Raw genomic sequence first — 26,868 nt, 5'->3', positions numbered from 1 at the left:
CGCCCGCACGGAGCGGGCGGCCTGCGCACGTATATAGGGACAGGGAGCGGCCTGACCGCACCGACCTTCGGGTGCGAGCCGTCCGGGAGGTCGCCTGGAGGCAGACAAGTGGGCGTTATGCCCGACTCGGGACGCGCTTAACCCGGACAAAACGGAAAAATCCGAGTACTTTGCGATTCCTTTGCCAAGTGGACGCTGCATGACGCCGGCGCGACTCGGCGTCATGCGTTTGTGCGCGGTGCGGTGGCAGTGCCACGCGCAGTAGGAATTCGGTGGCGCGGTGCAGGGGAGCGGCCACGGGGTGTCACGATATTCCCGGTTCGCCAGTTGATGAGAAATATTCCCCGATCATCGGGTTTGATCTCCAAAGGTTGATCTGTCTACCTTTCTGGACGTCGGTGCCCACACCGGCCCCTCCCACCGGAACGCCTAGTTCTGCCGCCGGTCGGGACGGGACAGCTGAGAAGCGACCACGGCAGAAGCGGGGGAACCAGGTGTAGTACGCCGGACCGGTCTCGACCGGTACGGCTTGGGGTGAAGCCGTGCCCGAAGCCCTCTCACGAGGGATTTCGCGGTACGGCCGGGCAACTCCAGCCCGAATCCGACAGCTCACCTCGCAGGCGTAGGAGAGGAACCGCCTCGTGCTGTCCGAAACCCGCAAGAACCTGAGCACCAAGTCCCGCATCGCCGTCGCCGCCGGTGTCACCGGCGCCGCGATCGTCACCCCCCTCGTCGCCTTTGCTCCCAGCGCCTCTGCCGCGTCGGTGAGCACCTGGGACAAGGTCGCCCAGTGCGAGAGCACCGGCAACTGGTCCATCAACACCGGCAACGGCTTCTACGGCGGCCTGCAGTTCACGCAGAGCACCTGGAACGCGTTCGGTGGCGGCCAGTACGCCCAGCGTGCCGACCTGGCGACCAAGGACCAGCAGATCGCGATCGCCGAGAAGGTGCTGGCGGGCCAGGGCCCCGGCGCCTGGCCGGTGTGCTCGGTGAAGGCCGGTCTGACCAAGAACAGCGGCGCCCCGTCGCTGAACACCGGCTCGACCGCCAAGGCCGAGACCAAGTCGCAGGCGAAGACCGAGTCGAAGAGCTCGAAGCTGACCGCCGACGCGCCGAAGAACGAGGCGAAGGCCGAGACCAAGGCCGCGCCGAAGACCACGCAGAACACCGCCGCCGCGACGTACGACGTCGTGCTCGGCGACACCCTCTCCAAGATCGCCGAGGCGCAGGGCGTCGACGGCGGCTGGGAGAAGCTGTACGACCTGAACCGCGGCGTCGTCGGCGGCAACCCGGACCTGATCTACGTCGGCCAGAAGCTGGCGCTCGGCGGCCAGACCGGCACCGCGAGCGGCTCGACCGCGCAGACCGGCGCCAAGCTGACCGAGGACGCGCCGGCCAAGTCGCAGGCGAAGTCCTCCGCGAAGGCCGACACCAAGGCCAAGTCGCAGGCGTCCGCCAAGACCGAGACCGCCTCGCAGGCGAAGAGCGCCGACACCGAGTCGTCGACCGCGTCGTCCGGCTACACCCGCCCGGTCCCCGGTGCCGCGAGCGGCAGCTACGGCCGCTCGGGCTCGATGTGGTCCAACGGCCACACCGGTGAGGACTTCCGCGCTTCGGCCGGCACCAAGGTGAGCGCGGTCGCGTCCGGCACCGTGGTCTCCGCGGGCTGGGGCGGCGCGTACGGCAACGAGGTCGTCATCAAGCACGCGGACGGCAAGTACAGCCAGTACGGCCACATGTCCAAGATCTCGGTCTCGGTGGGCCAGAAGGTCTCCGCCGGCACCCAGGTCGGCCTGGTCGGCTCCACCGGCAACTCGACCGGCCCGCACCTGCACTTCGAGATCCGCACCACCCCGAACTACGGCTCGGCGATCAACCCGCTGACCTACCTGCGCGCCCACGGCGTCAACGTCTGAGCCGCAGACTGAGACACCGCTCCGCGGGTCCGTTGTGGGGCTGACCCACGGATAGGCAGTTCGGCAGCACGAAGGCGTACGGCCGGGACATCGTCCCGGCCGTACGCCTTCGCCGCGTTTCCGCGGTCTTGCTTCTTCGAACTCCTTCGAACACCCAGGGCAGGGCTCAGCCGGACGCCGCGCTGCGGGCCGCCACCGCGGTGTCCGGGTGGTCGGCGAACACGCCGTCCACGCCCAGCCCGTAGAAGAGCTCGTACTCCGCGGTGATGTCGCCGCGCGCGTTCGGGTCCGACCCGATCCGGAAATCGGCGGGCAGGAACTGGTTCTCCGCCCGGAACGTCCAGGCGTGCACCACCAGTCCGGCCCGGTGCGCATCGGCCACCAGCGCGGTCGGGGCGAGCAGACGCCCGGCGGCGTCGCGCGGCACCACGAGGTTCTTGGTGACGCCCACGCCGTCCGCGTACGTGCCGATCCACTTGAGGTTCTCGCGCCGCGTCAGGTCCGCGTACGTGCGCGGGTCGCCGGCCACCGTGAAGTCGTACGGGCGCCCTGCGTCGGACAGCAGCTGCGCGAGCTTCACGTCCGTCATCTTGTCGAGCTTGCGCAGGTTCGCGGTCTCGAACGACTGGATGATCACCGGCGCCTTGCGGCCGGTGAGCCGGTTGCGGCGCAGGAGGTCCACGAGCGGCTCTTCGAGCGGCAGCCCGATCGACTGGAAGTACGTGGGGTGCTTGGTCTCCGGGTAGATGCCGATCGTCCGCCCGAGGCGGCGGCCCTCCGCGCGGGCCAGGTCGACGACCTCCTGCAGCGTCGGTACCTGGAACTTGCCGTCGAAGGCCGTGTTGGTCGGCCGGACCTGCGGCAGCCGCTCCTTGGCGCGCAGCGTCTTGAGCTCGGCCAGCGTGAAGTCCTCGGTGAACCAGCCGGTCACCGGCACGCCGTCGATCGTCTTGGTCGCCTTGCGGCCGCCGAACTCGGTGCGCACCGCGACGTCGGTGGTCCCGGAGATCTCGTTCTCGTGCCGGGCCACCAGGACGCCGTCCTTGGTGGCGACGAGGTCCGGCTCGATGTAGTCCGCGCCCATGCGGATCGCCAGCCGGTAGGCCTCCAGGGTATGTTCGGGCCGGTAGCCGCTGGCCCCGCGGTGCCCGATGACCAGCACCTTGTCGGCGCGGGGCACGCGCTCCTGCCGGTCGTCCTCGTGTGCGGACGCGGGCACCGCAACAGCGGTGGCCAGCAGGGCGCCTGCCAGCCCGAGGGCCGAAATGACTCGTCGCAAGACCGTCTCCAGTTGTGCCGGCGCGGGCGGGCGCGGAAGCGCGGGAAGCCGCGGGGGGCTGCGGGAAATTGCCCCGAGTCAACCGGCGTACGGCAACACCGGCGTACGGCCCAGGCGTCCACCGGATGAATCCCGCGGCAACTCGCGGTCCGCCGCCGGGTAGCCTCCCGGCATGGCACCCACACTCGACGGGCGGATATTCGCCCCGCGCGCCCGGCCCGACCAGGGCGAGGTCGACGCGTCGACCCGCTTCCGCTACCGCGAGGCGGACGGCGTGGTGTGGGCGGACTACGCGGGCGGCGACATCCTGCGCGGGCACCTGGTCGGCACGCGCGACGGCGACACGCTCGACTTCCGCTACGTGCAGTTGAACCGGGCCGGCGTGACGTCGGCCGGGCATTGCGTCACGCGGATCAGCGAACTCCCGGACGGGCGGCTGCTCCTGGACGAGACCTGGGAATGGGAGTCGCGCCCGGGCCAGGGCACCAGCGCGGTCGAGGAGCTCGCGGACGGCGCACCGGACCCGAACGGCCGGTGACGCCAGGGCGGATCAGCCGCCCGGGCCCTCGCCGGTGCCGCGGCAGGTCGAGCAGTCGACCCACTCGCGCCGCTCGACCACCTTGCCGTCCCGGACTTCGGTGATGATCCGGTAATAGCCTTTCCGGCCCCTGCACACGCCGCACTCCATCAGAAGGTCCTCCGTCCGCCCCAACGGCCGTTACGGTGAGTGTAGGACCCCTCACGGCCGCTGGAGTACACCCGTGGACGATGACAACGGATGGCGGAGCGCATGGCCGTTCCGCTGCCACGACGACGTGCCGCACGCGTGGAAGTACAACGGGGAGTACCGGCCGGGCAAGCCCTGGTCGAAGTACTGCCTGGTCTGCTTCATGGTCAAGGCAGGCAACACCACCGACAACGACCCCACTGCCGAGGTGATGGCCCTCTCTCGGATGAATGGGTGAATTCGGACAACTGACGCGTATCCCTTCACAAGGTCTCTCGTTGACCATGCAGCCGAACCCGATCGGCAGCATTACGTGGAGGAACTGTGAACAACATCAAGAAGGCGGCCGTCCTCGCGGCCGTCGCCGGCGGTGTCGTCGCTGCGGGCGCCGGCGCGGCCCACGCCAGCACCGAGGCGGACGGCGCCGCGGTCGGCTCCCCGGGCGTCGCGTCCGGCAACGTCGGCCAGCTCGGCGTGCACGTCCCGGTCAACGTGTGCGGCAACAGCGTGGACGTCATCGCCGCGCTGAACCCGGCCTTCGGCAACACCTGCATGAACGCCGGCTGATCTCCCCGATCCGCCTGTTCTGCCGAACGCGGTCTGCCCTCCTTGGCCGCAGTCGGTTGCGACGAGCGCCCCGCCCCGGTCCGCCGGCGGCGGGGCCGCTCGCGTTTCGCGGGCCGACCCCGGACACTTTCCGTACCGGTTCGGCCAATTGCGATGACCGGATGTGGCGCCACGGTCGCTTTCCGGTCACCTCGGAACCCGCGGCGGTCACCGCACCCGCCGAACCGCGATGATGGGGATTGCCTTCGGCGTTCTTCCGCGTTGTGCACGGTGACGCTACACGCCCGGAGATCATGGTCAGCAGGCGGAAGAAGGGGTGCCATGGACCGTACGGACCGCATCGGCAAGCGGGCCCGCGTGGCCGGCTGGCTGCGCCGCGTGCAGCGCGAGGAGCCGGACACGGGCGCCGACCGCCGCGCCGGCCAACTCCTGGACGCGGTAAGCCTCGGCTGGCCGGTATGCCCGGCCGCCCACCCGCTGGAATACGGCTGCTCGTGCGACCGGGTGGGCTGCCCCTCGCCCGGCATGCACCCGGTCTCGTTCGCCTGGCAGACCCAGGCCACCACCGACACCGCCCAGGTGACCCGCTGGCTGGAGCGGGACCCGGACGCCAACTTCGTGACCGCCACCGGCATCGCGCACGACGTCCTCGACGTCCCCGCGGAAGCCGGCGAACTGGCCTTGGCCGCACTCGGCGACGAGGTCGGACCGGTCGCCGCGTGCGGCCCGGACCGGTACCTCTTCTTCACCGCCACCCGCGGCACCCCCGTCGACGAGGACGAGTGGTGGCCGTGCGAGCTGGACTGCCACCCCGAGACCCTCGACGAACACCCCGGCCTGCGCTGGCACTGCCGCGGCAGCTACGTGCTGCTGCCGCCGTCCCGGCATCCGTCCGGCAGTAGCGTGCGCTGGATCCGCGGGCCCGAGACCCCGCTGCCCGACCCGCTGCGCGTCCTCGACGTGCTGACCGACGCCTGCGACACGGTCGGCGCGGTCGCTGCCGACACGCGCTGGCTCATGGGGATGTGAGCGGGGCCGCGACCGGGGACACGAGGGGGCGCGGGGGAAGGTGGCGGGCAGGAGGGGACGCGAGGGGATGTGACGCGTCCCCGCGTCACTCGCCGTCCGCGCCGATGACCCCGGAAGCGCTCGCGACCACCTTGATGCGGCCCTGCCCGGCCTTCGGCACGACCACCGCGTACTCCGCGAGCCGGTGCTCGGTCACCGAGCGCTCGGGCTTGCGGCTGAGGAATGCCTGCTGGTGCGCCTCGACCTCGCCCAGCGTGTTGGGCGGCTGAACGGTCAGCTTCATGCTGTGGGTGGCGGTCAGCAGCACCAGTGCGCCGCCGTCCTTGGTGCGGATCGCCAGGGGCGGGAACTGCGTTGCGGGCGCGTCCACGAACTGCCGGACGAAGCCGTCCTGCACGGGCTCCTCGCGCGGCTTGCGCAGCTCCTGGGTGATCGCCGAGGGCGTCAGCAGGTCGGCCGACGCCTTGCCGTCCGCGAGGTAGCCGGTCAGTACGCCCGCGGTGTCCTTCGGCGCGGCCACCAGGCCGGCCTCGTCGAGCGGCACCGCCGTCACGTACCCCTTGGCGTCGCGGTGCGGCTCCGGGAACGACTCGCCGGGCCGCAGCGACGGCCCCCAGGCGGCCTTCCAGGGGGCGTCCGGGTTCTCCTTGGTGAACACCAGCAGCATCGTGCGGGCGTTCGTGTACGAGGGGGTGTTCTGCACCGCGAACCACTTCGGCCAGCCGACCGGCCTGGGTATCCAGAACTGCGGCTTGTCGTGCGTGAACGGCACCGACGGCTTGGTCTGCCGCGGGTCGGTGAAGTTCTTGATGCGCAGCGCGGCGGTGTCGATGGCGCCGAAGGACCCGGTCTCGTTCAGCGCGTTCAACTCGGCGTCCCGGGTGGCCCACACCTGGTTGTTGCGGGCGTCGAAGTCGACCAGCACTTGCGCCGCTTCGCTCTTGCTCAGGCCCGGCACCCGGGCTTTCTCGCCGTCCACCGTCATGCAGCCGGTCGCGGCGGCGGCCAGGGCGAGCGCGGTCGCCGCCGTGGCGAACTGCCGGGCGGACAAACGACGGGGGGTACCTGCGAGGGCCATGGGAGCCTTCCGGGGCGGCCCGCCGGCGACGGCCGCGGGACACTGCGGGGACGCGCGAAACCCTACTGTGCGCGGCCCCGCTGCGGGCGGCCGACTCCCGAAGCCCTCGCTGCGACGGCGCTGCGGCTGTGCTGCACCTCTGCTGCACCTCTGCTGCACCTCTGCTGCACCTGTGCTGCGGCCGTACCGGGGCCGGGCCGCGCGCTACGGCAGCGTCAGGATCTCCGCACCCGAGTCGGTGATCACGATCGTGTGCTCGAACTGCGCGGTGCGCTTGCGGTCCTTGGTGACCACGGTCCAGCCGTCGTCCCACATGTCGTAGTCGTGGGTGCCCAGCGTCAGCATCGGCTCGATGGTGAACGTCATGCCCGGCTCCATCACGGTGACCGCCCGCGGGTCGTCGTAGTGCGGGATGATCAGGCCGGAGTGGAACGACGAGTTGATGCCGTGCCCGGTGAAGTCCCGGACCACGCCGTAGCCGAAGCGCTTGGCGTACGACTCGATGACGCGCCCGATGACATTGATCTGGCGGCCCGCGCGCGCCGCCTTGATGCCGCGGTTCAGCGCCTCCTGGGTGCGCTCCACGAGCAGCCGCGACTCCTCGTCGACGTCGCCGACCAGGTAGGTCGCGTCGGTGTCGCCGTGCACGCCGCCGATGAAGACGGTCACGTCGATGTTGACGATGTCGCCGTCGTTCAGCCGCGTGCTGTCCGGGATGCCGTGGCAGATGACCTCGTTGATCGAGGTGCACACGGTCTTGGGGAAGCCGCGGTAGCCCAGGCAGGACGGGTAGGCGCCGTGGTCGAGGATGTACTCGTGCGCGATGCGGTCCAACTCGTCGGTGGTCACGCCGGGCGCGACGTGCTTGGCCGCCTCGGCCATCGACCCGGCCGCGATCCGGCCCGCGATGCGCATCTTCTCGATGGTCTCGGCGCTCTGCACGTCCGGGCCCTGGTACGGGGTCGGCGCTTCCTTCCCCACGTACTCCGGCCGGGGGATGTCGGCGGGGACGGTGCGGATCGGGGTGGCCTTGCCGGGAACGAGAGTCGCCATAACCTGCGAGTGTAGCCAGCGCGGCCCGGGCATCATCACCCGCGAACGGCCGGGCCGGGCGCCGGGCCGTGTCCGTGCCGCCCGCGTTCCACCGAAGGGAGCCCGCGATGTTCAGGCTGTGGCGCCGGCCCAAGGGCCGTGAGGGCGAGTGGTTCTACTGCGTCCGGCACAACAAGGTCGAGGAAGGGCCGGAGTGCCGGGCCCTGGACCGCCTCGGCCCGTACGAGAGCCGCACCGAGGCGGAACACGCCCTGGAGATCGCGCGCGAGCGGAACCAGACGTGGGAGAACGACCCGGACTGGAACGACCGCAGCGGCGGCGGTGCGGGCGCCGGGGGCCAAGCCGACCCGGACGGCGGTACGCCGCCGCGCTGACGCTGCCGCGCCGACACCACCGCGCCGACGTCACGGCGACGCCATGACGCAGTCGTGCCCCGGACCGCAGCAGTGGCGGTACGGGGCACGACGGGCCGGACAATCGGTCCTTCTTCTGCTGCCTACTTCTTCGCGGCCGGACGGCGCGTGGCGGTCTTGCGGGCCGCCTTCTTGGTGGCCGGCGCCTTCTTGGCAGCGGACTTGCGCGCCGGTGCCGTGGTCGCCGCCTTCTTCGTGACCGCCTTCTTGGCGACGGTCTTCTTGGCCGCGGTCTTCTTCGCGGCGGGCCTCGCCGCAGTGGTCTTCTTCGTCGCCGTCTTCTTGGCAACTGCCTTCTTTGCCACGGACTTCTTCGCCGTGGCCTTCTTCGCGGCCGTCTTCTTCGCGGTGCTCTTGGCTGCGGTCTTCTTCGCGGTGACCGCCTTCTTCGGGGCGGCCTTCTTGGCGACGGTCTTCTTGGCGGCCGTCTTCTTCGCGGTCGTCTTCTTCGCCGCGGTCTTCTTGGCAGCGGTCTTCTTGGCCGCGGCCTTCTTGGGGGCCGCGGCGGCGTCTGTCTGGTCGTCCACCTTGTCGGTGGCGCCGCTGCGCTGCACCGAGCGCAGTGCGGCGAGCGCCTCGCGCTTGGTGGCGTACGACAGGGACTTGGCGAGTGTGGTGCCGTTCGCCGCCTCCAGGACAAAGCCGTACTTGCCTGTACGCCCCTTGCTGAGAACGAACTTCGCCGGCATCGGTGCCTCCCGTGTTCGGGACATGTCCGGCCCGTCGCCGAACGATTTCCGTATCAAAGAAGCACGAATTGTGTCGGTTGTCACATATTTCGAGCCTTTTGTGCGAAGTGTCAAAGGTCCGAAATACTCCGAATGGCGACTTTTGGCGGTGAAATGAGCTGTGACGTCGGCTGCATCTGGGTGCTGCCCCGTGCCTCTTGAAGACCCCGCTGGCAGGATCGCGCCATGACTACCCCCTCCAACGCTCAGCGCGACCCGCGCGACCTGCCGGACGTCGGCAGCCTCGTCGTCGGCGTCCTCGGCGGTACCGGTGAGCAGGGCCGCGGCCTCGCGTACCGGCTCGCCGTCGCGGGCCAGAAAGTGATCATCGGTTCGCGCAGCGCGGACCGCGCCGAGTCCGCCGCCGCGGAGCTGGGTGCAGGAGTGCGCGGCACCGACAATGCGACCTGCGCGGCCGAGAGCGACGTCGTGATCGTCGCGGTGCCGTGGGACGGCCACAAGGAACTTCTGGTCTCGCTGCGCGAGCAGCTGGCCGGCAAGATCGTCGTGGACTGCGTGAACCCGATGGGCTTCGACAAGCAGGGCGCGTACTCGCTGCCCGTCGAAGAAGGCAGCGCGGCGCAGCAGGCTGCCGCGGTCCTGCCCGAGGCGCGGGTCACCGCGGCCTTCCACCACGTCTCCGCGGTGCTGCTGCTCGACCCCAACGTCGAGTCGCTGGACACCGACATCATGGTGCTCGGCGACGAGCGCGCCGCCACCGACGTGGTGCAGGCGCTGGCCGGCCGGATCCCGGGCATGCGCGGCGTGTTCGCGGGCCGCCTGCGCAACGCCGGGCAGGTCGAGGCGCTCACCGCCAACCTCATCTCGGTGAACCGCCGCTACAAGGCGCACGCGGGCGTCCGCATCACCGACGTCTGACCCCGCCGCGGCGACCGCAGGCAGCGGGACGCAGAACGGACAGCAGGAGGGCCCCGCACCGAATGGTGCGGGGCCCTCCTGCTGTCCTGCGCCCTGCTGTTCGCCGCCGCAGGTGTTCAACTGCCGCTGCGGCGTGCGTCGTCCCGCCGTCCGGCGGGGTGCGTCCCGGTCAGCCGTTCAGCGACGCGGCCCAGGCGCCGAGCGCCTTGACGTGGTTCTCGCCGGCCTTGGTGTCGATCGCGACCTGCAGCGCCTCGAGCAGGTACTTGACCATGCCCGCGGTGGCCGGGTCGGTCAGCGTGGCCCGGGCGTCCGCGTCGGCGCCGAGGCGGGTGTGCACCTCGGGGATCGCGATCTCGGGGCCGCGCACGAGGTACGCCGACAGGTTCTGCAGCTGGCCGGTGAGCTCCTCCAGGGCACGGACGCCGCCCTGGGCGCCCGGGGAGGCGGAGAGCGCGGCGACCGGCTTGCCCTGCCAGGAGGACTGGCCGTACGGGCGCGAGGCCCAGTCGAGCGCGTTCTTCAGTACGCCCGGGATGGCGCGGTTGTACTCCGGGGTGGAGATGATCACGGCGTCGGCGGCCTGGACCGCCTCGCGCAGGCGCGTCACCGAGGCCGGCACGTCGCCTTCGAGGTCCTGGTTGAAGTGCGGGAGCTCGTCGATGCCCTTGAAGACCTCGATCGACATGCCCTCGGGGGCGAGCGAGCCGAAGGCGTTGAGCAGCGCGGTGTTGAAGGACTCGGTGCGGATCGAGCCGGAGATGGCGAGGACGCGGGACATGGCAGGACCTCCATAGGCCTTGTGGTTGAACATTGAACAACGTACCCGGGTGTTGTTGTGAATTCAACTTTCGGGTGGGATTCCGGCGTGCGGGGCCGGTGTCCCGTGTCATCAGGTTCCGCGCGCCTCGGTTTATTCCGCCCGGAGGCGGTCGGGGACAATGGGGCGTCCACCGCCGCCCTCCCGGGAGCCGCCCTGATGTCCGCCACGCCCAGCCCCGCGCCCGCCCGCACGCCGCGCATCGTCGTCCTGGCCGGCATCGTCTGCGTCCTGGCCCTGGCCGCCGCGGTCGTGGCGTTCGCCAACGGCAGCTGGCTCGGCGTCCCCTTCCTGCTGCTGGCCGCGGTCGACGGCAACATCGCGTGGTACCACCAGCGCCGGGCCCGGGTCGGCCGGGCGCGCGCGGGCCGGACCGCCTGACGTACGCCGCCTGTCCGGCGGCCCCGGATCCCCGGTGCTCCGCTGCTTCGGGTCGGAGTGAAATCTCCTCCAGGGCCCGCTGTGCGCCGGTGCCGCGCGCCGTGGCCGCCCCCTGGCGTTCGCCTCTTTCGCCTGATTTTCCGGCCTTGGGCGTGTGTCGAAGTCGTATTCGAACAAAAGTTCGCCTACGCTGGGGCGGCTGAGTTATCCACAGGTGTGCGAGGCGCGTCCCGCGATGTCGGTGCGACGGGTTAGCGTCTGGACAATGAAGCGCACACCACGACCCGACAGGGCGGCAGCAGCGATGGCAGGAGCAGGACAGGACCGCGAGAAGGCGCTGGACGCCGCCCTCGCCCAGATTGAGCGCCAGTTCGGCAAGGGCTCCGTCATGCGCCTCGGCGATGACGCGCGCGCCCCTGTCGAGATCATCCCCACCGGTGCGATCGCGCTCGACGTCGCGCTCGGCATCGGCGGCCTCCCGCGCGGCCGCATCGTCGAGGTCTACGGCCCGGAGTCCTCCGGCAAGACGACCATCGCGCTGCACGCGATCGCCAACGCCCAGCGGGCCGGCGGCGTCGCCGCGATCGTCGACGCCGAGCACGCCCTCGACCCGGAGTACGCGAAGAAGCTGGGCGTCGACACCGACGCGCTGCTGGTCTCGCAGCCCGACACCGGTGAGCAGGCCCTCGAGATCGCCGACATGCTCATCCGCTCCGGCGCCATCGACATCATCGTCATCGACTCCGTCGCGGCCCTCGTGCCCCGCGCCGAGATCGAGGGCGAGATGGGCGACTCGCACGTCGGTCTGCAGGCCCGCCTGATGAGCCAGGCGCTGCGCAAGGTCGCCGGTGCGCTGAACCAGACCAAGACCACCGCGATCTTCATCAACCAGCTGCGCGAGAAGATCGGCGTCATGTTCGGCTCGCCGGAGACCACGACCGGTGGCCGCGCGCTGAAGTTCTACTCGTCGGTGCGCCTGGACATCCGCCGCATCGAGACGCTCAAGGACGGCACCGAGGCGGTCGGCAACCGCACCCGCGTCAAGGTCGTCAAGAACAAGATGGCCGCGCCGTTCAAGCAGGCCGAGTTCGACATCCTGTACGGCGTGGGCATCAGCCGCGAGGGCGGGCTCATCGACATGGGCGTCGAGCAGGGCTTCATCCGCAAGTCCGGGGCCTGGTACACGTACGAGGGCGACCAGCTGGGGCAGGGCAAGGAGAACGCCCGCAACTTCCTCAAGGACAACCCGGACCTCGCCGACGAGATCGAGAAGAAGATCAAGGAGAAGCTCGGCGTGGGCCCGCGGGTGGATGCCGACGTGACCGAGCCCGCGCCCGCCGCGGAAGAGGCCTGACGGCACAGTGTCCGCGGCAGTGACCGGGTCCGGGGCGTCGACCGGGCCGCAACCCGGCGAACCGAACGGACCGGACGAAGGGGCCGGGGGAGACCGCCCGGCCCCCGGCGGGGCGGATCCGGACTGGAACGACACCTGGGCCGGCAAGGTCACTCCCGAGGAGCAGCAGCGCGCCCGCGCGCTGCTCGGCATGGCGTTGGAGGGCGGCTCGGGGGCCGCCGACGCCGTGAAGGAGTGGTCCGAGGAGCAGCGCCGCCGCAGCCGCCCGGTGTCCGCCCGGGGCGGGGGCCCGAAGCCGGACCCCGCCGCGCAGGACGCACGGCCGGCCGGCCATGCGGCAGGCCCTGCCGACGGCGCGGATGCCGCCGAGGAGCCGGAGTCCGCCGGCGGGTTCGGCGGCGGACGCCTCTTCGGCGCCGATGCCGAGGCCGGCGCGGGACGCTCCGGCCGCCGGGGACGCCGCGGCGGCCGCAAGGGCCGCGGCGGGGGAGCCGAGGGGACGGACGGCGAAGGCGGCGACGAGGGCGCTCCGCGACGCCGGGAGCGCCGTACCGGACCCGCGCAGATCGACCCGGACGCCGATCCGGAGGCCGCCGCACGGGCCATCTGCCTGCGGCAGCTCACCGGGCAGCCGCGTACCCGGGCGCAGTTGGCCGACGCGCTCAAGAAGCGCGGCGTGCCCGACGACGTCGCCGACCACGTGCTGGGGCGCTTCACCGAGGTCAAGCTGATCGACGATGCGGCCTTCGCGGCCGCGTGGGTGGACACCCGGCACCAGGGCCGCGGCCTGGCGCGCCGCGCGCTGGCCCGCGAGCTGCGGCAGCGCGGCGTCGATGCGTCGCTGGTCGACGAGGCGGTCGAACGCCTCGACCCGGAACAGGAACTGGCCACCGCCCGCGCCCTCGTGGCCCGCCGGCTGCCGGCCACCCGGCGCCTGGACCGGCAGGCCCGCATGCGCCGGCTCGCGGGCATGCTGGCCCGCAAGGGCTACGGCGAGGGCCTCGCCCTGCGCGTCGTCCGCGAGGCGCTGGACGCCGACGAGGCGGACCACCCCGACGATGACGACGAGTTCGGCGCCGCAGGCCCGGACGACGACGGCTGGCGCTACGACCCCCTCGTCTGACCGTCCGCCGGCAGGGTGTGTCGGGGGACGCTCCGGGCCAGGCGGCACTCCCGAACGCTCCCAATCCCCGAGCCCCCCGGGCCTCCTCGCGCGTGTCGCTGCGCGGCGGGCTATCGCCTGCCGATCGCGGCAACTTCGCGCCCGAAAGGGGAAGCTGCGCCCGCCCGGGGGCGAAATGCGCAACTCCGGGGCGGATACAAGGGAGTTCTGGTCCGGTTGCTTGACCGTTCCGTGACCTGGACCTAGCTTGGCAATCAGCGAGGGATCATCGCGGACGACGCGAACCGGCGGTCCCGGCGCGCCATTTGGCGTGGCCGGAGAGGGCCGTCCATCCGGCACCACACCCGACCACCGCACGCCGCACCGGCATACCGCACCTGCACCCGCCCTGTGCCACCCGCCGGCCGCGCGACCGGTGCCCTGCCCGGCCTCCCGATGCTCCGGCGCCACCCGCGCGGACACCCGCGACGCACTCCTCGCGCTGCACCCGCACGCCCTGGCGCCGCCCCGCGGCGGATCCGGCGAAGAGAGGGAGTGGGCCCCGTGGTGACAGTCGCCCTGGACTCCGGCACCGTCGTCCCGGTCACGACGGCCCTGGCCGCCGCGGTGGTGGCGGTGGCCTGCATCGCCGCGCTGCGCCGCGCGCGGCTCGAACAGGACCGGGCCGCACAGCGCGCCGAGACCGAGCAGCGCGACCGCCGCGGCGAACTGGAGCGCCGCGAGCAGCGCCTCGCCGAGCGCGAGGAGCGCCTCGACGCGGACCGGGCCCGGCTGCACGAGCGCAGCGCCGGCGTGACCGCGGCCGAGGAGCGGCTGGACGCCGAGCGCACCCGCCTGGCCGGGGTCGCCGAGGAGCGCCGCGCGGTGCTGGAACGCGCCGCCGGACTGAGCGCCGAGGCGGCCAAGGCCGAACTGGTCCGCGGCATCGAGAACGAGGCCAAGCGCGAGGCGGCGCGTACCGTCCGGGACATCGAGGCGGAGGCCCGCCGCGAGGCCGAGACCCGGGCCCGGGGCATCGTGGCGCTGGCGATCCAGCGCATCGCCGGCCCGCAGACCGCGGAGTCGGTGGTGTCCGTCCTGCACCTGCCGCACGACGACATGAAGGGCCGCATCATCGGCCGCGAAGGCCGCAACATCCGGACCTTCGAGGCGGTCACCGGGGTCAACCTCATCGTGGACGACACGCCCGAGGCCGTCCTGCTGTCCTGCTTCGACCCGATGCGGCGCGAGATCGGCCGGCTCACCCTCGAGGCCCTGGTCGCGGACGGCCGCATCCACCCGCACCGCATCGAGGACGTGTTCGAACGCTGCCGGCACGAGGTCGAGCGCGGCTGCCGGCGCGCGGGCGAGGACGCCGTCGTCGAACTCGGCATCACCGACATGCACCCCGAACTCGTGGCCCTGCTCGGCAAATTGCGCTTCCGGACCTCCTACGGCCAGAACGTCCTCAAGCACCTGGTGGAGTCCGCGCACGTGGCCGGCATGCTGGCCGCCGAACTGCGGCTGCCCGCCCCGCTGCTCAAGCGCTGCGCGCTCCTGCACGACGTCGGCAAGGCGCTCGGCCACGACGTCGAGGGCAGCCACGCGGTCATCGGCGCCGACCTGGCCCGGCGGTACGGCGAGTGCGACGACGTGGTGCACGCCATCGAGGCGCACCACGACGAGGTCGAGATGCGGTCCGTCGAGGCGGTGCTCACCCAGGCCGCCGACGCCATCTCGGGCGGCCGCCCCGGCGCCCGGCGCGAGGCGCCGGAGCTGTACGTCAAGCGGCTCGCCCGGCTGGAGGAGATCGCCCGCGCGCACCCCGGCGTGGACCGCGTCTTCGCCATGCAGGCCGGGCGCGAGCTGCGCGTGATGGTGCTGCCCGAGCTCGTCGACGACGTCCAGGCGCACGTCATCGCCCGCGATGTGGCCAAGCAGGTCGAGGCGGAGCTGACCTACCCGGGGCAGATCCGGGTCACGGTCGTACGCGAGAGCCGGGCCACCGAGTACGCCCGCTGACCGTACGCCCGCCGACCGCTCCGAGGTGACCCTGATCACGCCGGACATCCGCTGCGCTTACCCTGGGAGGACGCGCGCACCCAGCGCCCGCAGCCCACCCGGCTCCGCCACAAGCGGGGCCGGGCGTCCGCACCGACCGTGACCCCACGAAAGGCCACCTCCGTTGGCGATCAGCGTCTTCGACATGTTCTCGATAGGTATCGGCCCGTCGAGTTCGCACACGGTCGGTCCGATGCGCGCGGCGCGGATGTTCGTCCGCCGCCTCAAGTCGCAGGGCCTGCTCGCGCAGACCGCCGCGGTGCGCGTCGAACTGTTCGGCTCGCTGGGCGCCACCGGGCACGGCCACGGCACCCCCAAGGCGGTGCTGCTCGGCCTGGAGGGCTTCTCGCCGCGCACCGTCGACCCGCAGGGCGTCGAACCGGTCCTGGAGCGGATCCGCACCACCCGCCGGCTGCGCCTGCTCGGCGCCGAGGTCGGCGACGCGCACGAGATCGCCTTCGACGAGTCCGGCCAGCTCGTCCTGCACCGGCGCCGCTCGCTGCCGTACCACGCCAACGGCATGACGGTCTGCGCGTACGACGCCGAGGGCGTGCCGGTCCTGGAGAAGACCTACTACTCCGTCGGCGGCGGCTTCGTGGTCGACGAGGACGCGGTCGGCGCGGACCGCGTGAAGCCCGACGACACCGTGCTGCGCTACCCGTTCCGCACCGGCGACGAACTGCTGCGGCTGACCCGGGAGACCGGCCTGAGCGTCTCCGCGCTCATGCTGGAGAACGAGAAGGCCTGGCGCAGCGAGGCCGAGGTGCGCGCCGGACTCCTGGAGATCTGGGAGGTCATGAAGGCCTGCGTCGCGCAGGGCCTCAAGACCGAGGGCATCCTCCCCGGCGGCCTCAAGGTCCGGCGCCGCGCCGCGCACACCGCCAAGGTGCTGCGCGCCGAGGGCGACCGGGCCAGCCACGCCATGGAGTGGGTCACCCTGTGGGCCATGGCCGTCAACGAGGAGAACGCGGCCGGCGGCCGCGTCGTGACCGCCCCCACCAACGGCGCCGCTGGCATCATCCCCGCGGTCCTGCACCACTACATGGCCGCCGTCCCCGGCGCCGACGAGGACGGCGTGGTGCGCTTCCTCCTCGCGGCCGGCGCGGTCGGCATGCTGTTCAAGGAGAACGCCTCCATCTCCGGCGCCGAGGTCGGCTGCCAGGGCGAGGTCGGCTCGGCCTGCGCGATGGCCGCCGGCGGCCTCGCCGAGGTCCTCGGCGGCACTCCCGAACAGGTCGAGAACGCCGCCGAGATCGGCATCGAGCACAACCTCGGCCTGACCTGCGACCCGGTCGGCGGCCTCGTCCAGATCCCGTGCATCGAGCGCAACGGCATGGCCGGGGTCAAGGCGGTCACCGCCGCCCGCATGGCGCTCCGCGGCGACGGCCGGCACCACGTCTCCCTCGACAAGGCCATCAAGACCATGAAGGAGACCGGCGCCGACATGAAGACCAAGTACAAGGAGACCGCCCGCGGCGGCCTCGCGGTGAACATCATCGAGTGCTGAACCGGCGCCCGGCCGCGGAACCGGGGCCGGGCACCGCGGCCGCGCTCGTCGGCAACCACCGTTGACGCGCAACCGGCGTGCAGTCAGGATGTCGGTCCGTCCGCGCGTTCCGGCCGAAAGGCGCGGGGCGTTCGGGGCTGCCGGGCGGTTTGCTGCGGTGGTGTGGCGTCGGTAAAGGAATCACCGCACATGCGCAAGATCGAAACCCAGGTCGTGATCGAGGCCGCTCCCGAGCAGGTCTGGGCGGTCCTCACCGACTTCGCCCGCTTCGGGGAGTGGAATCCCTTCATCCGCGAAGCCGAGGGCGAGGTGCGGGTCGGGGCGCGGCTGCGGCTGAAGATGTTCCCGGCGAACGGCAAGCCGATGGTGTTCAAGCCGCGTGTGCTGGTGGCCGAGCCGGGGGTGGAACTGCGCTGGATCGGACGCTTGTTCGTACGCGGCATCTTCGACGGCGAGCACTACTTCCGGCTGGTGGAGATCCCGGGGGCGGACGGGCCGCACACGCGCGTGGAGCACGGCGAGTTGTTCGGCGGACTGCTGGTGCGGGCCCTCGGGAAGATGCTGGACGGGACGAACGGCGACTTCGAGGCCCTCAACCAGGCGCTGCGCCGCCGGGTCCTGGAGCCGCACGCGGCGCGCTGACCCCGGCACGCGCAAGGGCCGCCCCGCACGTGGCGGGGCGGCCCTTGTGAGCTTCGGTCAGGCGCTGGTCAGCACCTGGTCGGGCTGGTGTTCGACGACAGGGGCGCCAGGAGCGTTCCGGCGTACCGACTCGATGCCGTCCATGCAGGCCTGCTTCGACTTGTAGGCCTGGCTGGTGGCGATGATCTGGCCGTTGCCCGCCAGCAGGTGCCAGCGCCATTTGCCGGCCTTGTCGTTGAACCACTCGAACTTGCCCGTCACGAAAATCACCTCGAATGCGTGTGGATGGTGACGTACTGGCAGCGTAGATCGACCGTGGGTGGACGGCATCTCGAGGCGCTGACCAGGCAAGCTGGGGGTATGTACGAGGAACGGCGGTCCCGGGTGGCCGGTGCGGTGGTGTGGTCGCGCCGGGCCGAGCCCGCGGGTGCGGGGGCGGCGCGGGTGCTGCCGGACGGCTGCATGGACCTGATCTGGATGGACGGCGGGCTGGTGGTGGCCGGTCCGGACACCGTCGCGCACCTGGCGTCCGGGCAGCGCGGTGCGGACTACGTGGGGATCCGGTTCGCGCCCGGGACCGGTCCCGCGGTGCTCGGGGTGCCGGCCGTCGAGTTGCGGGACCGGCGGGTGCCGCTGGGGGATCTGTGGCCGGGGGCCGCCGAGTTGGCCGAGCGGATGGCCGAAGCGGACGATCCGGGGCGGCTGCTGGAGGAGGTCGCGGCGGCGCGCTTGCGGGAGGCCGAACCGGATCCGGTGGCCCGGCTGGTCGCGCAGGGGCTGGCGCGCGGCACCGGGGTCGCGGCGCTGGCGTACGAGGTGGGGCTGAGCGACCGGCAGCTGTACCGCCGCAGTGTGGCCGCGTTCGGGTACGGGGCGAAGACGCTGGGACGCGTGCTGCGGCTCGGGCGCGCACTCGAACTGGCCCGCGCCGGGCGGCCGCTGGCGGAGGTCGCGGCCACCGCCGGGTACGCCGACCAGGCGCACTTGTCGCGCGAGGTGCGCGGGCTGGCCGGCGTACCGATGGGGGAGCTGCTGCGCTGAGCGCTCAGTCCGCCGGGAGGACGGCGAGCAGGTCGACGCCGTTGCCGTCCGGGTCGAGCACGGAGGCGTAGCGCTGGCCCCAGGGGGCGTCGAACGGGGCCAGCGGCCCGGCGTATCCGGCCGCGGTGAGCGCCGCGTAGGCGGCGTCGACGGCGGCCGGGTCGGCGCAGGTGAAGGCCAGGCTGGTGCGGCTGCCCTTGGCGTCCTCCCAATCGGGGTGGAAGGTGCGGATCGAGGCGACGGTGTCCCAGACCAGCAGCAGCCCGCCGGGCAGCGGTGCCTCGACGTGGGGCCGGGTGTCGCCGTCCGCCGGGATGTCGAGGCCGAGCAGCCGGTAGAAGGCGAGCGAGGCGGCCATGTCGTCGACGGCCATGCCGATGAACGTGAAGCGGGGCGGGGTCGGAGCAGTCATGCCGCGAGGCTATGCGCCGGGCGCGCGCCGGGTCTTGAACGAATCGGCCGTGCCTCGGACGGATCCCGTCGGATGCGCACGGATACCCACAGGCGCGCACGGACGCGGGGGGGGGGGGGGGGGGGGGGGGGAGGGGGGGGGGGCGGGGGGGGGGGGGGGGCCCCGGCGGGGGGGCCTCGGCCGGGCCTCGGCCGGATCCCGCCGGATGCGCACGGATACCCACAGGCGCGCACGGACGCGCCGGGAAGAGCGTGCTGCTCTTCCCGGCGCGTCCGGAGTTGTCCGACCGCCCGCCGGTTCGCGGCAGGCAGGATCGCGGGCGGTCGGGGCCGTGCGGGCCGGGTCAGACCGCGGTGGTCTGCTTGCGGCGGCGGGTGGCGACCACGGCGCCGGTGCCCACGAGGACCAGCGCGGCACCGCCGGCGACCAGCATCGGGGTGTTGTCCGAGCTGCCGGTCTTGGCCAGTTCGGGCGTGGCCGGGGCGGTGGTGGCCGGGGCCGGCTTGGCGGGCGCGGTGGCGGCCGGCTTCGAGGTGGCGGGCTTGGTGGCCGGCTTCTCGGTCGCGGCGGGCTTGGTGGCGGGCTTCTCGGACGGCTTCTCGCCGCCCGCGGCCGCGAAGGTGATCTTGGTCTGGCCGGTCAGCGTGTGGGTCTGCATGTCGTACGCGACCACGCCGCAGGACACCTTGGTGCAGTCCGTCGAGCCGAACGTCGCGTTCACCTTGATGCTCGTGGTGAAGGCACCGCCCTTGGGCGTGGCGTTGGCGATGGTGGCCGAGTCGCAGCCGCTCGCACCCTTGGCGCCCAGGTCGCAGAACATGACCATGACGTTCTTGTCGCCCTCGAAGCCGGCGCCGGTCACGGTGAGCGTGTCGCCGCTCTTCACGCCGGTGGTCTTGCTGACGGACAGCGAGCCGGCCGCCGAGGCGGTGCCCGCGAGGCCGAGGGTGAGGGCGGCGGCGGCGGTCGTGGCGGCGGCGAGGCCGAGGACGGTGCGGGTGCGCGGGGACGTCATGGCGGCGAACTCCTGTACGGGGCGAGGTGGGTGCGGCGCGTCGGGGCGGAACGCGGACGGCAGCGGACCCGGGCGCGGGCAGCCCGGAGCGCCGCAAAAGACCCGGTCCTTGCGGACCGCGGCCGCTGCGGCATGGCGCTCACCATAACTTAGGCAAGGCTTACCTTTGCAAGAGGGGGAGGTGCCGAAGAATCGATCAACCGGCATGTTCTTCGCGGAGCCGCTCCCGCCCGGCCCGAGTGCTCGGCTAGGGTGCCTCCACCACAGGTCAAGTCGGGGGGCTCGCCGTGCTACGCCGTGCGCAGATTGCTGGGATCGGCCTGGTCGTCGTCCTCGTGCTCGCGGCCTGCCAGGACGCGGACGCGGAAGGCGGCAAGCCGTCCTCCGGCGCGACCGGGACCGGGTCCGCCTCGCCCGGGCCGGCCTCGTCCGCACCGCAGCCCGCCCCTTCGCTCTCCGGTCTGCCGCCGCTGCCGGACGCCGAGACCCGGGCCAAGTACGTCGCCGCCCTCGAAGCGGTCGACCCGCGCATCGTGGGCTCGGACGTCGACGGGGTGGTCGAACGCGGCCGCACCACCTGCCGTTCCATCGCGGCGAACATGAACCACGCCAAGCTGATCACCGAGACCAAGAAGAAGTTCGCGCGCACCGGCTACATCGTCGGCACCGCGCACGCGGAGGCGATCGTGCGCGCGGCGAACACCCATCTGTGCCCGTCGTACGGGGCCTGACCGGCCCGGCGGCGGTGCGGCGGCCGGCGGTCCGGGCCCTGGGAAAGCGCGGCGCGCTGGTCTAGGCTCCCGGCGCGCGTCCGTACTCGCCCATACGCTTGCGTACGGATCGCTGTGCTCCACCTCGTTCGGCCTGCTCGACCGGCTCCACCCGCTCGACCCGCTCGACTCGGTTGCCCTGGACCGCTCCAGGGCTCAGGCACACATCGCCAGGGGGATGGGACAGTGCGCGATTTCGCGGGACGCACCGCGGTGGTCACCGGCGCGGGCAGCGGCATCGGGCGCGCGCTCGCGCTGCGCTTCGCCGCGGAAGGCATGCGCGTGGTGGCCGCCGACATCGAGGAGGACGCCCTCGACGAGACACTCGAACTGCTCGACAAGCGCGGCGCCGAAGCGGTCGCCAAGGTGACCGATGTCGGCGACGAGGCCCAGGTATGCGCACTCGCCGACTTCGCCTACGCGCAGTTCGAGGCGGTCCACGTGCTGTGCAACAACGCCGGCGTCTTCGCCGGCGGCGTGATCTGGGGCCGCCCGCCCGCCGACCTGGAGTGGACGCTGCGGGTGAACCTGTGGGGCGTCATGCACGGCATCCGGGCGTTCGTACCGCGCATGATCGCGCAGGACACCGAGGGCCACATCGTGACCACCTCGTCGGCCGCCGGCCTCTTCGTCCCGGCCTACTCCGCGGCCTACACCATCTCGAAGTTCGCCTCGTACGCCGCCACCGAGACGCTCGCCCACGACCTCGCCGCGCAGGGGTCCAAGCTCAAGGCGACCGTGCTGTGCCCGGGCAACGTCAACACCGCGCTGCCCGGTTCGGCGCGCAACCGGCCCACCGAACTGGCCGCCGAGGCAAGCCCGGACGCCGACTTCCTGGAGTCCGCACTCGGCGAGACCACCGGCCGCGGCATCGACCCGGCGCTCGCCGCGGAGACCGTGGTCGAGGCGATCCGCGAGGAGCGCTTCCTGGCCTTCACACACCCCGAATACGCCGAATACCTGCTGGCCCGCCCGGCCGAGCAGCTCTCCGGCGCGGTGCCGCAGACCCCTCCGCTGGGCTGACCGGCGGCCGCGGCCCCGGGCGGTCCGAAGACCGTCCCGGGGCCGCGGGCGGCACGCCCGCCGGATTCGGATGCCGGACTCAGATCTTGTGCGCGGTCCTCAGGTAGTCCACCAGGAACGCGCGGTACTCGCGGGCCTCTTCGAGCAGCGCGGTGTACATCCCGGCGCCGTGCGTCAGCCCGTCCCAGCGCTTCGCCACGGTCGGCACGCCGGCCTCCTCCAGGCGCTTGGCGTACGCCTCGCCCTCGTCGCGCAGCGGGTCGTACTCGCACGTCATCACCAGGGCCGGCGGCAGCCCGAGCAGCGTCTCGGCGTGCAGCGGCGAGGCGAACGGGTCCTTCGCGTCCCCGTACTTGCCGATGTAGAGCTCGACGGCCTCGCGCATCGCCTTCTCGGTCAGCAGGTAGCCGCTGCCGTTCTCCGTGATCGACGGCTGCGTCATCGTCAGGTCGGTGGCCGGGACCTCCAGCACCTGGCAGACCGGCATCGGGATGCGCCGGTCGCGCAGCGCGAGGGTCACCGCGGCGGCGATGTTGCCGCCCGCGCTGTCGCCGCCGATCGAGACCCGGTCCGGGTTCACGCCGAGCCCGAACGCGCGCTCCTGCACCCACACCCACGCCGCGACGCCGTCCTCGAACGGCACCGGGTACGCGAACTCCGGGGCCAGCCGGTAGTCCACCGAGATGACCACGCAGTCGGTGAGCTTGGCCAGGTTCGCGCACTCCGCGTCGAAGTGGTCCAGCGTGCCGAGCCACCACGCGCCGCCGTGGAAGTACACGTGCGCCGGGCGCCCGCCGCGCGGCTTCGGCGTGGACGGCGTGTAGACGCGCGCCGGGATGGTCCCGTGGTCCGGGATCTTCACGGTGATCGCGACGTCGCGGCGCTCCACGTCGTCCGGGGCCGGTTCGCCGAACGCGAGGATCGCCGACTCCAGGCCCTTGTGCGCGGCCGCGCGGCGCTCTTCCAGGGGGAGCCCCTCCGGCTGCGGCGGAGCGCCGGCGAGGGCGTCGAGTATCGACTGGATCTGCGGAACGACGGGCATGCGGGTCCTCCGGTGGTGCGGACGGGGCTTGTGCCGGAAGTGCGAGGGGATCGTGCGTCGGGATCTTTATATGCCTTCCGGCGCCCGGTTGACAGGGTCAAGCTCCGCGGCGGGCCGCCGCCACCCGGTCCGCGGTCTGCCCCGCGGCGGGCGCCGCGACCGGGCCCGCGCTGCGCGGATGACTCTGGACATTGCGACTGCACAGCTATACAAAACTTGTGCACTTGAGCAGTCGGGAATCACCCGCGGCGCGGGCCGTCGGCACGCGCCGGAATCCGGAGGTGGGACGTGGACGGTGCCGTGAACGCCCCGGGCGCGGCCCGGGGTTCGGACACCCGCGACCGCATCGTCGAGGCGGCCACCGACTGCATCCGCAGGTGGGGCATCCGCCGCGTCTCGATGAACGACGTGGCCCAGCAGGCCGGCGTCTCGCGCCGCACCGTCTACCTGCACTTCGCGGACCGCGAGGCGCTCGTGCTCGCGGTCCTCACCCGCATCTCCGAACTCACCGTGGCCGCCGTCGAACCCCTGGTGCGCCGCCGCGCGACGCTGGCCGGCCAGGTCGCCGAGGCGGCGGTGCACGTGCACGCGCTGGGGCCCGCCGAGCTCCAACTCGGGCTCAGCTACCGGCCCGGCGAGTCCGAGGACGCCACACTGCTGCTCGCGCACAGCGAACGCGCCATGGCCGCCTGGCACGCCTTCTGGATCCCGTTCGTGGAGGAGGCCCGGGCCCGCGGGGAAGTGCGCGCCGACCTGGACGCCGACCGCGCCACCGAATGGATCATGCGCATGGTGATCTCACTGGTCACCGTGCCCGCGCGCGCCTTCGACGCCGACGACCCCGAGCAGGTCCGGGACTTCGTCGCCGAGTTCATCACCCGGGGGTTCGCGCCCTGACCGGCGCGGCCGACCCGACCGCCCCCACCGCACCGACCGCCCCGTACGTCCGAGCAGGAGGATCGCCATGAAGTTCGCACTGTTCTACGAAATACCGGTCGCCCGTCCGTGGGACGACGAGAGCGAGCACCGCGCGTACAAGAACACCATCGAACAGGCCGTCCTCGGCGACAAGATGGGCTTCCACTCCTTCTGGACCGTGGAGCACCACTTCCTGGAGGAGTACTCGCACTGCTCCAACCCCGAGACGCTGTACGGCGCCATCGCGGCCCGCACCGAGAACATCCGGCTCGGCTACGGCGTCCGCCTGCTGCCCAAGCCGTACAACCACCCCATCCGCACCGCCGAGTCGGCCGCCGTGCTCGACCTGATCTCGGACGGCCGCGTCGAGTTCGGCACCGGGCGCAGCTCCACCCGCGCCGAACTGGAGGGCTTCGGGATCGACCCGGCCGAGACGCGCGAAATGTGGAACGAGGCCCTCGACCACATCGTCGGCGCGTGGACCGAGGACGAATACCAGGCACAGGGCAAGTACTGGCAGATGGGCGCGCCCCGGCGCGTGCTGCCGCGCACCCTGCAGAAGCCGCACCCGCCGATGTGGGGCGCCACCTCCAGCCCGGAGGGCCACAAGGAGATCGGCCGCCGCGGCCTGGGCCTGTGCTCGTTCACCGTGGGCGTGCCGCCCGAGGAACTCGCGGACCGCATCGCGTCGTACCGCCAGGGTCTGGCCGAATGCACCAACCCGGCCGGGAAGTTCATCAACGACCAGGCTGCCACCTTCACCATGGTGCACTGCGCGCCGACCACCGAGCAGGCCGTCGAAGAGGCCGCCGAATCGTGCGTCTGGTACGTCGGGCACGGCGGCGCGCTCATCGCCTCGGTCGCCGAGTGGATGGAGGAGCAGAAGCAGGAACTGGGCTCGTACAGCTACGCCGCGGGCCCGCTCGAGCACCGCCGCAGCGGCGCGCTCAGCCACCTGAACTTCGACTACCTGCAGAACTCCGGCTCGGCGATCGTCGGCGACCCCGACCACTGCGTCGAGGTCGCCAAGCGCTACGAGGCGGCGGGCTGCGACCTGCTGCTCTGCCTGGTCAACCCGTACAAGATCGGGCACGAGGAAGTCATGCGCTCGATCGAGCTCATGGGCAAGCACGTCCTCCCGCAGTTCCGGGACTGACGGCACCGCGAACCAACCGCCGGGCGGCGGCATCCGGAGATTCAGGGGCCTCCGGTTGCCGCCGCCGTTCGCATGCCGCGCTGCCGTGCTGCCGTGCTGCCGTGCTGCGGCACAGCCGCGATGCCGCACAGCCGGACCGGTCAGCCCGGCACCGGCGCGCTCTCCGCCTCCGGGACCCGCCGCCCCACCACCCGCAGCGCCGCCGCGACCAGGTCGTCGCCGTCGCTGCCGGGCGGCAGCCACGCCGCGAGATAGCCGTCCGGACGCACCAGCAGCAGCGTGTGCGCGGGCGCATCCGGATACCCGTGCGTCACCACCAGCTCGGCCGGCACCGGGAGTTCGCCGAGCCGGGCGCGCAGCAGCGGCATCAGCCCCGCATCGCGCCACCGCGGCCCGTCCCACACCTCTATGCCCGGCGCGACCAGCACGGCCACCAGACCGGAGTCCAAGCACCCCGACAGCTGCCCGCGCCGCCCGTCCGCACGCACCACCGCGACGTCCTCGACCAGCGCCCCCACCCCCGGGCCGCCCGGCGTCAGCAGCGGCGAACCGGCGTACTCCGGAACCGAGTCGGCCACCAGCGCCCGCGGATCCAGGCGTCGCAGCGTGGTGCCCTTGCTGCGCGCGCCCATCAGCGTCAGGCGCCGCCCGACCTTCTGCGCGGCGCCGCGCGGGGCCAGGAAATGCAGCGCGTCCTCGCCGTACGCCAGCCGCCGCCGGGCCGCGCCCCGCCGCTCCCCGTGGTATGTCTCCACGAGCCGCTCCGGAGCCTGCCGCCCCAGCACCAGGCCCAGCTTCCACGCCAGATTGCGGGCGTCCTGCAGCGCCAGGTCCACCCCGTCCGCGACATTGGGGTGCACCAGATGCGCGGCATCCCCGGCGAGCAGCACGCGCCCGGTCCGGAACCGCCGCGCCAGCCGCTGGTGCACCTCGAACTCGCCGCTCCACACCAGGTCGTACGCCGGATCCGCGGCGGTGTCCGCATCCGGGCTCATCGCCTCCAGGGTGCGCAGCACCGCCCGGATCCGCTGCGCGGTGCGCGCCGGATCGGCCGGATCGCCGTGCACCGGGATAAGCGCGGTGGCGTCCGCGGCCTTGGCCACCCCGTGCGCGAGCGGCAGCTGCCAGGTCAGCCGCCACATGTCGGACGGCAGCGGCCGGGCCAGCACCGTGCCGTCCCGCTGGAACGGCGGATCCACGAACAGCCAGGGCTCCGGCGGGGTTTCGTCCCAGGGTACGCGCGGCAGCGCGACCTTCACATCGGCGCACAGCAGCCGGTCCACCCGCGGCCGCCCCGGAAAGCGCACGCCCAGCGCACGCCGCACCGCCGAATGCGCCCCGTCGGCGGCCACCAGCCAGCCGCCGCGCCACTGCGCGATGCCGCCCGGGCCGCGCGCGGTCACCGTCACCGAATCGGCGTCCTGCTCGATGCCCTCGACCCGGTGCCGCCACGCGGTGGCGATCAGCCGGTGCGCCGGGATCTCGTCCAGCAGCGCTTGCTCCAGGATCTGCTGCGGCAGCCCGTACTGCGCGGGCCCGGCATCAGCCGGGCCGTCCGCGGCCCGCGGCGCGGGCACCGTGGTCGACCGGCGGCGGATCCGCAGCGGCCCCCACGGCTGCGCCGCACCGTCCAGCCGGCCGCCGGCCAGGCCCGCCGCGAAGGCGTAGGTGGCGGCCTCCAGACCGCACGAGCGCGAGCCTTCCCGGGCCCGCCCGTCGCCCGCGTCCACGAGCACCGAGCGCACCCCGTGCCGGGCGAGTGCCAGGGCGCACGCCAGACCGGCCGGTCCGGCGCCGACGATGATCACCGAGTCCCGGTGGTGAGGGGAATCGGCCGTGCCTGGCATGTGCTGCCTCCCGCGACGAGTCGAGGTCCCGGGCCGCGTCCGCAGGCGCGTCCCGGGACCGCCTGCGGACCATCATCCGGCACCGGAGGCGACTCGTGTGACAACGCC

Annotated in this window: 29 protein-coding genes and 1 riboswitch; of the genes, 18 read left to right on the top strand and 11 right to left on the bottom strand. The window is 72.5% G+C overall.

Going from position 1 to position 26,868, the window contains the following annotated elements:
- Positions 1 to 457: 457 nt before the first annotated feature.
- Positions 458 to 636: riboswitch (cyclic di-AMP (ydaO/yuaA leader) on the top strand.
- Between the two features lie 5 nt (positions 637 to 641).
- Complete coding sequence (locus tag LZ495_RS38655; protein WP_308268746.1) at positions 642 to 1,916, top strand: transglycosylase family protein; 1,275 nt, start codon at positions 642 to 644, stop codon at positions 1,914 to 1,916.
- 166 nt (positions 1,917 to 2,082) lie between these two features.
- Here LZ495_RS38655 and LZ495_RS38650 read toward each other — a convergent pair whose 3' ends face one another.
- Positions 2,083 to 3,195 (bottom strand): glycerophosphodiester phosphodiesterase, encoded by a 1,113-nt coding sequence (locus LZ495_RS38650; protein ID WP_235057874.1) that lies wholly within the window; start codon positions 3,193 to 3,195, stop codon positions 2,083 to 2,085.
- A 172-nt stretch (positions 3,196 to 3,367) separates the two neighbouring features.
- Here LZ495_RS38650 and LZ495_RS38645 point away from each other — a divergent pair, with 172 nt between their 5' ends.
- Positions 3,368 to 3,733 (top strand): avidin-fold protein, encoded by a 366-nt coding sequence (locus LZ495_RS38645; RefSeq protein WP_235057873.1) that lies wholly within the window; start codon positions 3,368 to 3,370, stop codon positions 3,731 to 3,733.
- Between the two features lie 12 nt (positions 3,734 to 3,745).
- On the opposite strand, the gene LZ495_RS44455 is transcribed toward LZ495_RS38645, so the two are convergent.
- The gene (locus LZ495_RS44455; protein ID WP_268823909.1) at positions 3,746 to 3,871 is read right to left on the bottom strand and encodes a hypothetical protein; all 126 of its coding nucleotides are present in this window, start codon (positions 3,869 to 3,871) and stop codon (positions 3,746 to 3,748) included.
- Positions 3,872 to 3,956: 85 nt separating this feature from the next.
- Between LZ495_RS44455 and LZ495_RS38640 the strand changes: the two genes are divergently transcribed.
- From LZ495_RS38640 to LZ495_RS38630, 3 genes are all read left to right on the top strand, one after another.
- Positions 3,957 to 4,160, top strand: a complete 204-nt coding sequence (locus tag LZ495_RS38640; RefSeq protein WP_235057872.1) for a hypothetical protein — start codon at positions 3,957 to 3,959, stop codon at positions 4,158 to 4,160.
- A gap of 86 nt (positions 4,161 to 4,246) precedes the next feature.
- Positions 4,247 to 4,489 carry a chaplin gene (locus tag LZ495_RS38635; protein ID WP_235057871.1) on the top strand — a complete coding sequence of 81 codons (243 nt, stop codon included), beginning with the start codon at positions 4,247 to 4,249 and terminating at the stop codon, positions 4,487 to 4,489.
- A 321-nt stretch (positions 4,490 to 4,810) separates the two neighbouring features.
- Entirely contained in the window at positions 4,811 to 5,518 is a 708-nt protein-coding gene (locus LZ495_RS38630) for a bifunctional DNA primase/polymerase (protein ID WP_235057870.1), read from the top strand.
- A gap of 85 nt (positions 5,519 to 5,603) precedes the next feature.
- Here the strand turns inward: LZ495_RS38630 and LZ495_RS38625 are convergent, their stop codons facing one another.
- Positions 5,604 to 6,569 (bottom strand): SCO2278 family lipoprotein, encoded by a 966-nt coding sequence (locus LZ495_RS38625; RefSeq protein ID WP_235057869.1) that lies wholly within the window; start codon positions 6,567 to 6,569, stop codon positions 5,604 to 5,606.
- A 231-nt stretch (positions 6,570 to 6,800) separates the two neighbouring features.
- On the bottom strand, positions 6,801 to 7,649 hold the full coding sequence (gene map / locus LZ495_RS38620) for a type I methionyl aminopeptidase (RefSeq protein WP_235057868.1): 849 nt from the start codon (positions 7,647 to 7,649) through the stop codon (positions 6,801 to 6,803).
- 107 nt (positions 7,650 to 7,756) lie between these two features.
- Between map and LZ495_RS38615 the strand changes: the two genes are divergently transcribed.
- Positions 7,757 to 8,023 carry a hypothetical protein gene (locus LZ495_RS38615; RefSeq protein ID WP_235057867.1) on the top strand — a complete coding sequence of 89 codons (267 nt, stop codon included), beginning with the start codon at positions 7,757 to 7,759 and terminating at the stop codon, positions 8,021 to 8,023.
- Positions 8,024 to 8,145: 122 nt separating this feature from the next.
- On the opposite strand, the gene LZ495_RS38610 is transcribed toward LZ495_RS38615, so the two are convergent.
- Entirely contained in the window at positions 8,146 to 8,751 is a 606-nt protein-coding gene (locus tag LZ495_RS38610) for a YegP family protein (protein WP_235057866.1), read from the bottom strand.
- Between the two features lie 225 nt (positions 8,752 to 8,976).
- Between LZ495_RS38610 and npdG the strand changes: the two genes are divergently transcribed.
- Positions 8,977 to 9,669 (top strand): NADPH-dependent F420 reductase, encoded by a 693-nt coding sequence (gene npdG / locus LZ495_RS38605; RefSeq protein ID WP_235057865.1) that lies wholly within the window; start codon positions 8,977 to 8,979, stop codon positions 9,667 to 9,669.
- 169 nt (positions 9,670 to 9,838) lie between these two features.
- Here the strand turns inward: npdG and LZ495_RS38600 are convergent, their stop codons facing one another.
- Positions 9,839 to 10,450, bottom strand: a complete 612-nt coding sequence (locus LZ495_RS38600; protein ID WP_235057864.1) for an NADPH-dependent FMN reductase — start codon at positions 10,448 to 10,450, stop codon at positions 9,839 to 9,841.
- A gap of 198 nt (positions 10,451 to 10,648) precedes the next feature.
- On the opposite strand from LZ495_RS38600, the gene LZ495_RS38595 reads away from it, so the two are divergent.
- The 6 genes from LZ495_RS38595 to LZ495_RS38570 all read left to right on the top strand — a co-directional run bounded on the left by LZ495_RS38595 (position 10,649) and on the right by LZ495_RS38570 (position 17,536).
- Positions 10,649 to 10,870: a hypothetical protein gene (locus LZ495_RS38595; protein WP_235057863.1), complete on the top strand. Its 222-nt coding sequence runs from the start codon at positions 10,649 to 10,651 to the stop codon at positions 10,868 to 10,870.
- 304 nt (positions 10,871 to 11,174) lie between these two features.
- The gene (gene recA / locus LZ495_RS38590; RefSeq protein WP_235057862.1) at positions 11,175 to 12,224 is read left to right on the top strand and encodes a recombinase RecA; all 1,050 of its coding nucleotides are present in this window, start codon (positions 11,175 to 11,177) and stop codon (positions 12,222 to 12,224) included.
- 19 nt (positions 12,225 to 12,243) lie between these two features.
- Complete coding sequence (locus LZ495_RS38585; protein ID WP_372498707.1) at positions 12,244 to 13,347, top strand: regulatory protein RecX; 1,104 nt, start codon at positions 12,244 to 12,246, stop codon at positions 13,345 to 13,347.
- Positions 13,348 to 13,890: 543 nt separating this feature from the next.
- The gene (rny, locus tag LZ495_RS38580; RefSeq protein WP_235057861.1) at positions 13,891 to 15,348 is read left to right on the top strand and encodes a ribonuclease Y; all 1,458 of its coding nucleotides are present in this window, start codon (positions 13,891 to 13,893) and stop codon (positions 15,346 to 15,348) included.
- Between the two features lie 163 nt (positions 15,349 to 15,511).
- On the top strand, positions 15,512 to 16,894 hold the full coding sequence (locus LZ495_RS38575; protein ID WP_235057860.1) for an L-serine ammonia-lyase: 1,383 nt from the start codon (positions 15,512 to 15,514) through the stop codon (positions 16,892 to 16,894).
- Positions 16,895 to 17,083: 189 nt separating this feature from the next.
- Positions 17,084 to 17,536: an SRPBCC domain-containing protein gene (locus tag LZ495_RS38570; RefSeq protein ID WP_235057859.1), complete on the top strand. Its 453-nt coding sequence runs from the start codon at positions 17,084 to 17,086 to the stop codon at positions 17,534 to 17,536.
- A gap of 57 nt (positions 17,537 to 17,593) precedes the next feature.
- On the opposite strand, the gene LZ495_RS38565 is transcribed toward LZ495_RS38570, so the two are convergent.
- The gene (locus tag LZ495_RS38565) at positions 17,594 to 17,797 is read right to left on the bottom strand and encodes a YegP family protein (protein ID WP_235057858.1); all 204 of its coding nucleotides are present in this window, start codon (positions 17,795 to 17,797) and stop codon (positions 17,594 to 17,596) included.
- Positions 17,798 to 17,896: 99 nt separating this feature from the next.
- On the opposite strand from LZ495_RS38565, the gene LZ495_RS38560 reads away from it, so the two are divergent.
- Positions 17,897 to 18,577 carry a helix-turn-helix domain-containing protein gene (locus LZ495_RS38560; RefSeq protein WP_235057857.1) on the top strand — a complete coding sequence of 227 codons (681 nt, stop codon included), beginning with the start codon at positions 17,897 to 17,899 and terminating at the stop codon, positions 18,575 to 18,577.
- Positions 18,578 to 18,581: 4 nt separating this feature from the next.
- Here the strand turns inward: LZ495_RS38560 and LZ495_RS38555 are convergent, their stop codons facing one another.
- Both LZ495_RS38555 and LZ495_RS38550 read right to left on the bottom strand, forming a co-directional pair.
- Positions 18,582 to 18,989: a VOC family protein gene (locus LZ495_RS38555; protein ID WP_235057856.1), complete on the bottom strand. Its 408-nt coding sequence runs from the start codon at positions 18,987 to 18,989 to the stop codon at positions 18,582 to 18,584.
- A 343-nt stretch (positions 18,990 to 19,332) separates the two neighbouring features.
- Entirely contained in the window at positions 19,333 to 20,004 is a 672-nt protein-coding gene (locus LZ495_RS38550; protein ID WP_235057855.1) for an LPXTG cell wall anchor domain-containing protein, read from the bottom strand.
- Between the two features lie 287 nt (positions 20,005 to 20,291).
- On the opposite strand from LZ495_RS38550, the gene LZ495_RS38545 reads away from it, so the two are divergent.
- Positions 20,292 to 20,735, top strand: coding sequence for a hypothetical protein (locus LZ495_RS38545; RefSeq protein ID WP_235057854.1), 444 nt, complete (start codon positions 20,292 to 20,294; stop codon positions 20,733 to 20,735).
- A 225-nt stretch (positions 20,736 to 20,960) separates the two neighbouring features.
- The gene (locus tag LZ495_RS38540) at positions 20,961 to 21,797 is read left to right on the top strand and encodes an SDR family NAD(P)-dependent oxidoreductase (RefSeq protein ID WP_235057853.1); all 837 of its coding nucleotides are present in this window, start codon (positions 20,961 to 20,963) and stop codon (positions 21,795 to 21,797) included.
- A gap of 79 nt (positions 21,798 to 21,876) precedes the next feature.
- Here the strand turns inward: LZ495_RS38540 and LZ495_RS38535 are convergent, their stop codons facing one another.
- Positions 21,877 to 22,839, bottom strand: a complete 963-nt coding sequence (locus tag LZ495_RS38535) for an alpha/beta hydrolase (protein ID WP_235057852.1) — start codon at positions 22,837 to 22,839, stop codon at positions 21,877 to 21,879.
- 288 nt (positions 22,840 to 23,127) lie between these two features.
- Here LZ495_RS38535 and LZ495_RS38530 point away from each other — a divergent pair, with 288 nt between their 5' ends.
- Both LZ495_RS38530 and LZ495_RS38525 read left to right on the top strand, forming a co-directional pair.
- A complete protein-coding gene (locus LZ495_RS38530) occupies positions 23,128 to 23,736 on the top strand; it encodes a TetR/AcrR family transcriptional regulator (protein WP_235057851.1) in 609 nt (202 codons plus the stop codon).
- Positions 23,737 to 23,803: 67 nt separating this feature from the next.
- Entirely contained in the window at positions 23,804 to 24,913 is a 1,110-nt protein-coding gene (locus LZ495_RS38525; RefSeq protein WP_235057850.1) for an LLM class flavin-dependent oxidoreductase, read from the top strand.
- A 140-nt stretch (positions 24,914 to 25,053) separates the two neighbouring features.
- On the opposite strand, the gene LZ495_RS38520 is transcribed toward LZ495_RS38525, so the two are convergent.
- Positions 25,054 to 26,760 (bottom strand): FAD-dependent monooxygenase, encoded by a 1,707-nt coding sequence (locus LZ495_RS38520; protein ID WP_235057849.1) that lies wholly within the window; start codon positions 26,758 to 26,760, stop codon positions 25,054 to 25,056.
- Between the last annotated feature and the right edge of the window lie 108 nt (positions 26,761 to 26,868).

This window comes from Yinghuangia soli (genome assembly GCF_021502675.1).
In the GTDB taxonomy this organism is placed as follows: Bacteria; Actinomycetota; Actinomycetes; order Streptomycetales; family Streptomycetaceae; genus Yinghuangia; species Yinghuangia soli.
Note: the sequence above shows the minus strand (reverse complement) of the source record. Positions and strands in the feature narration are given on the sequence as shown.

Bases quoted from the DNA above. Each gene is read 5' to 3' on its own strand.
- LZ495_RS38630 (WP_235057870.1), top strand. From the start codon at position 4,811: ATGGACCGTACGGACCGCATCGGCAAGCGGGCCCGCGTGGCCGGCTGG.
- LZ495_RS38520 (WP_235057849.1), bottom strand. From the start codon at position 26,760: ATGCCAGGCACGGCCGATTCCCCTCACCACCGGGACTCGGTGATCATC.
- LZ495_RS38645 (WP_235057873.1), top strand. From the start codon at position 3,368: ATGGCACCCACACTCGACGGGCGGATATTCGCCCCGCGCGCCCGGCCC.
- LZ495_RS38570 (WP_235057859.1), top strand. From the start codon at position 17,084: ATGCGCAAGATCGAAACCCAGGTCGTGATCGAGGCCGCTCCCGAGCAG.
- LZ495_RS38550 (WP_235057855.1), bottom strand. From the start codon at position 20,004: ATGACGTCCCCGCGCACCCGCACCGTCCTCGGCCTCGCCGCCGCCACG.
- LZ495_RS38610 (WP_235057866.1), bottom strand. From the start codon at position 8,751: ATGCCGGCGAAGTTCGTTCTCAGCAAGGGGCGTACAGGCAAGTACGGC.
- LZ495_RS38555 (WP_235057856.1), bottom strand. From the start codon at position 18,989: ATGACTGCTCCGACCCCGCCCCGCTTCACGTTCATCGGCATGGCCGTC.
- LZ495_RS38615 (WP_235057867.1), top strand. From the start codon at position 7,757: ATGTTCAGGCTGTGGCGCCGGCCCAAGGGCCGTGAGGGCGAGTGGTTC.
- LZ495_RS38525 (WP_235057850.1), top strand. From the start codon at position 23,804: ATGAAGTTCGCACTGTTCTACGAAATACCGGTCGCCCGTCCGTGGGAC.
- npdG (WP_235057865.1), top strand. From the start codon at position 8,977: ATGACTACCCCCTCCAACGCTCAGCGCGACCCGCGCGACCTGCCGGAC.
- recA (WP_235057862.1), top strand. From the start codon at position 11,175: ATGGCAGGAGCAGGACAGGACCGCGAGAAGGCGCTGGACGCCGCCCTC.
- LZ495_RS38535 (WP_235057852.1), bottom strand. From the start codon at position 22,839: ATGCCCGTCGTTCCGCAGATCCAGTCGATACTCGACGCCCTCGCCGGC.
- LZ495_RS38560 (WP_235057857.1), top strand. From the start codon at position 17,897: ATGTACGAGGAACGGCGGTCCCGGGTGGCCGGTGCGGTGGTGTGGTCG.
- LZ495_RS38600 (WP_235057864.1), bottom strand. From the start codon at position 10,450: ATGTCCCGCGTCCTCGCCATCTCCGGCTCGATCCGCACCGAGTCCTTC.
- LZ495_RS38595 (WP_235057863.1), top strand. From the start codon at position 10,649: ATGTCCGCCACGCCCAGCCCCGCGCCCGCCCGCACGCCGCGCATCGTC.
- map (WP_235057868.1), bottom strand. From the start codon at position 7,649: ATGGCGACTCTCGTTCCCGGCAAGGCCACCCCGATCCGCACCGTCCCC.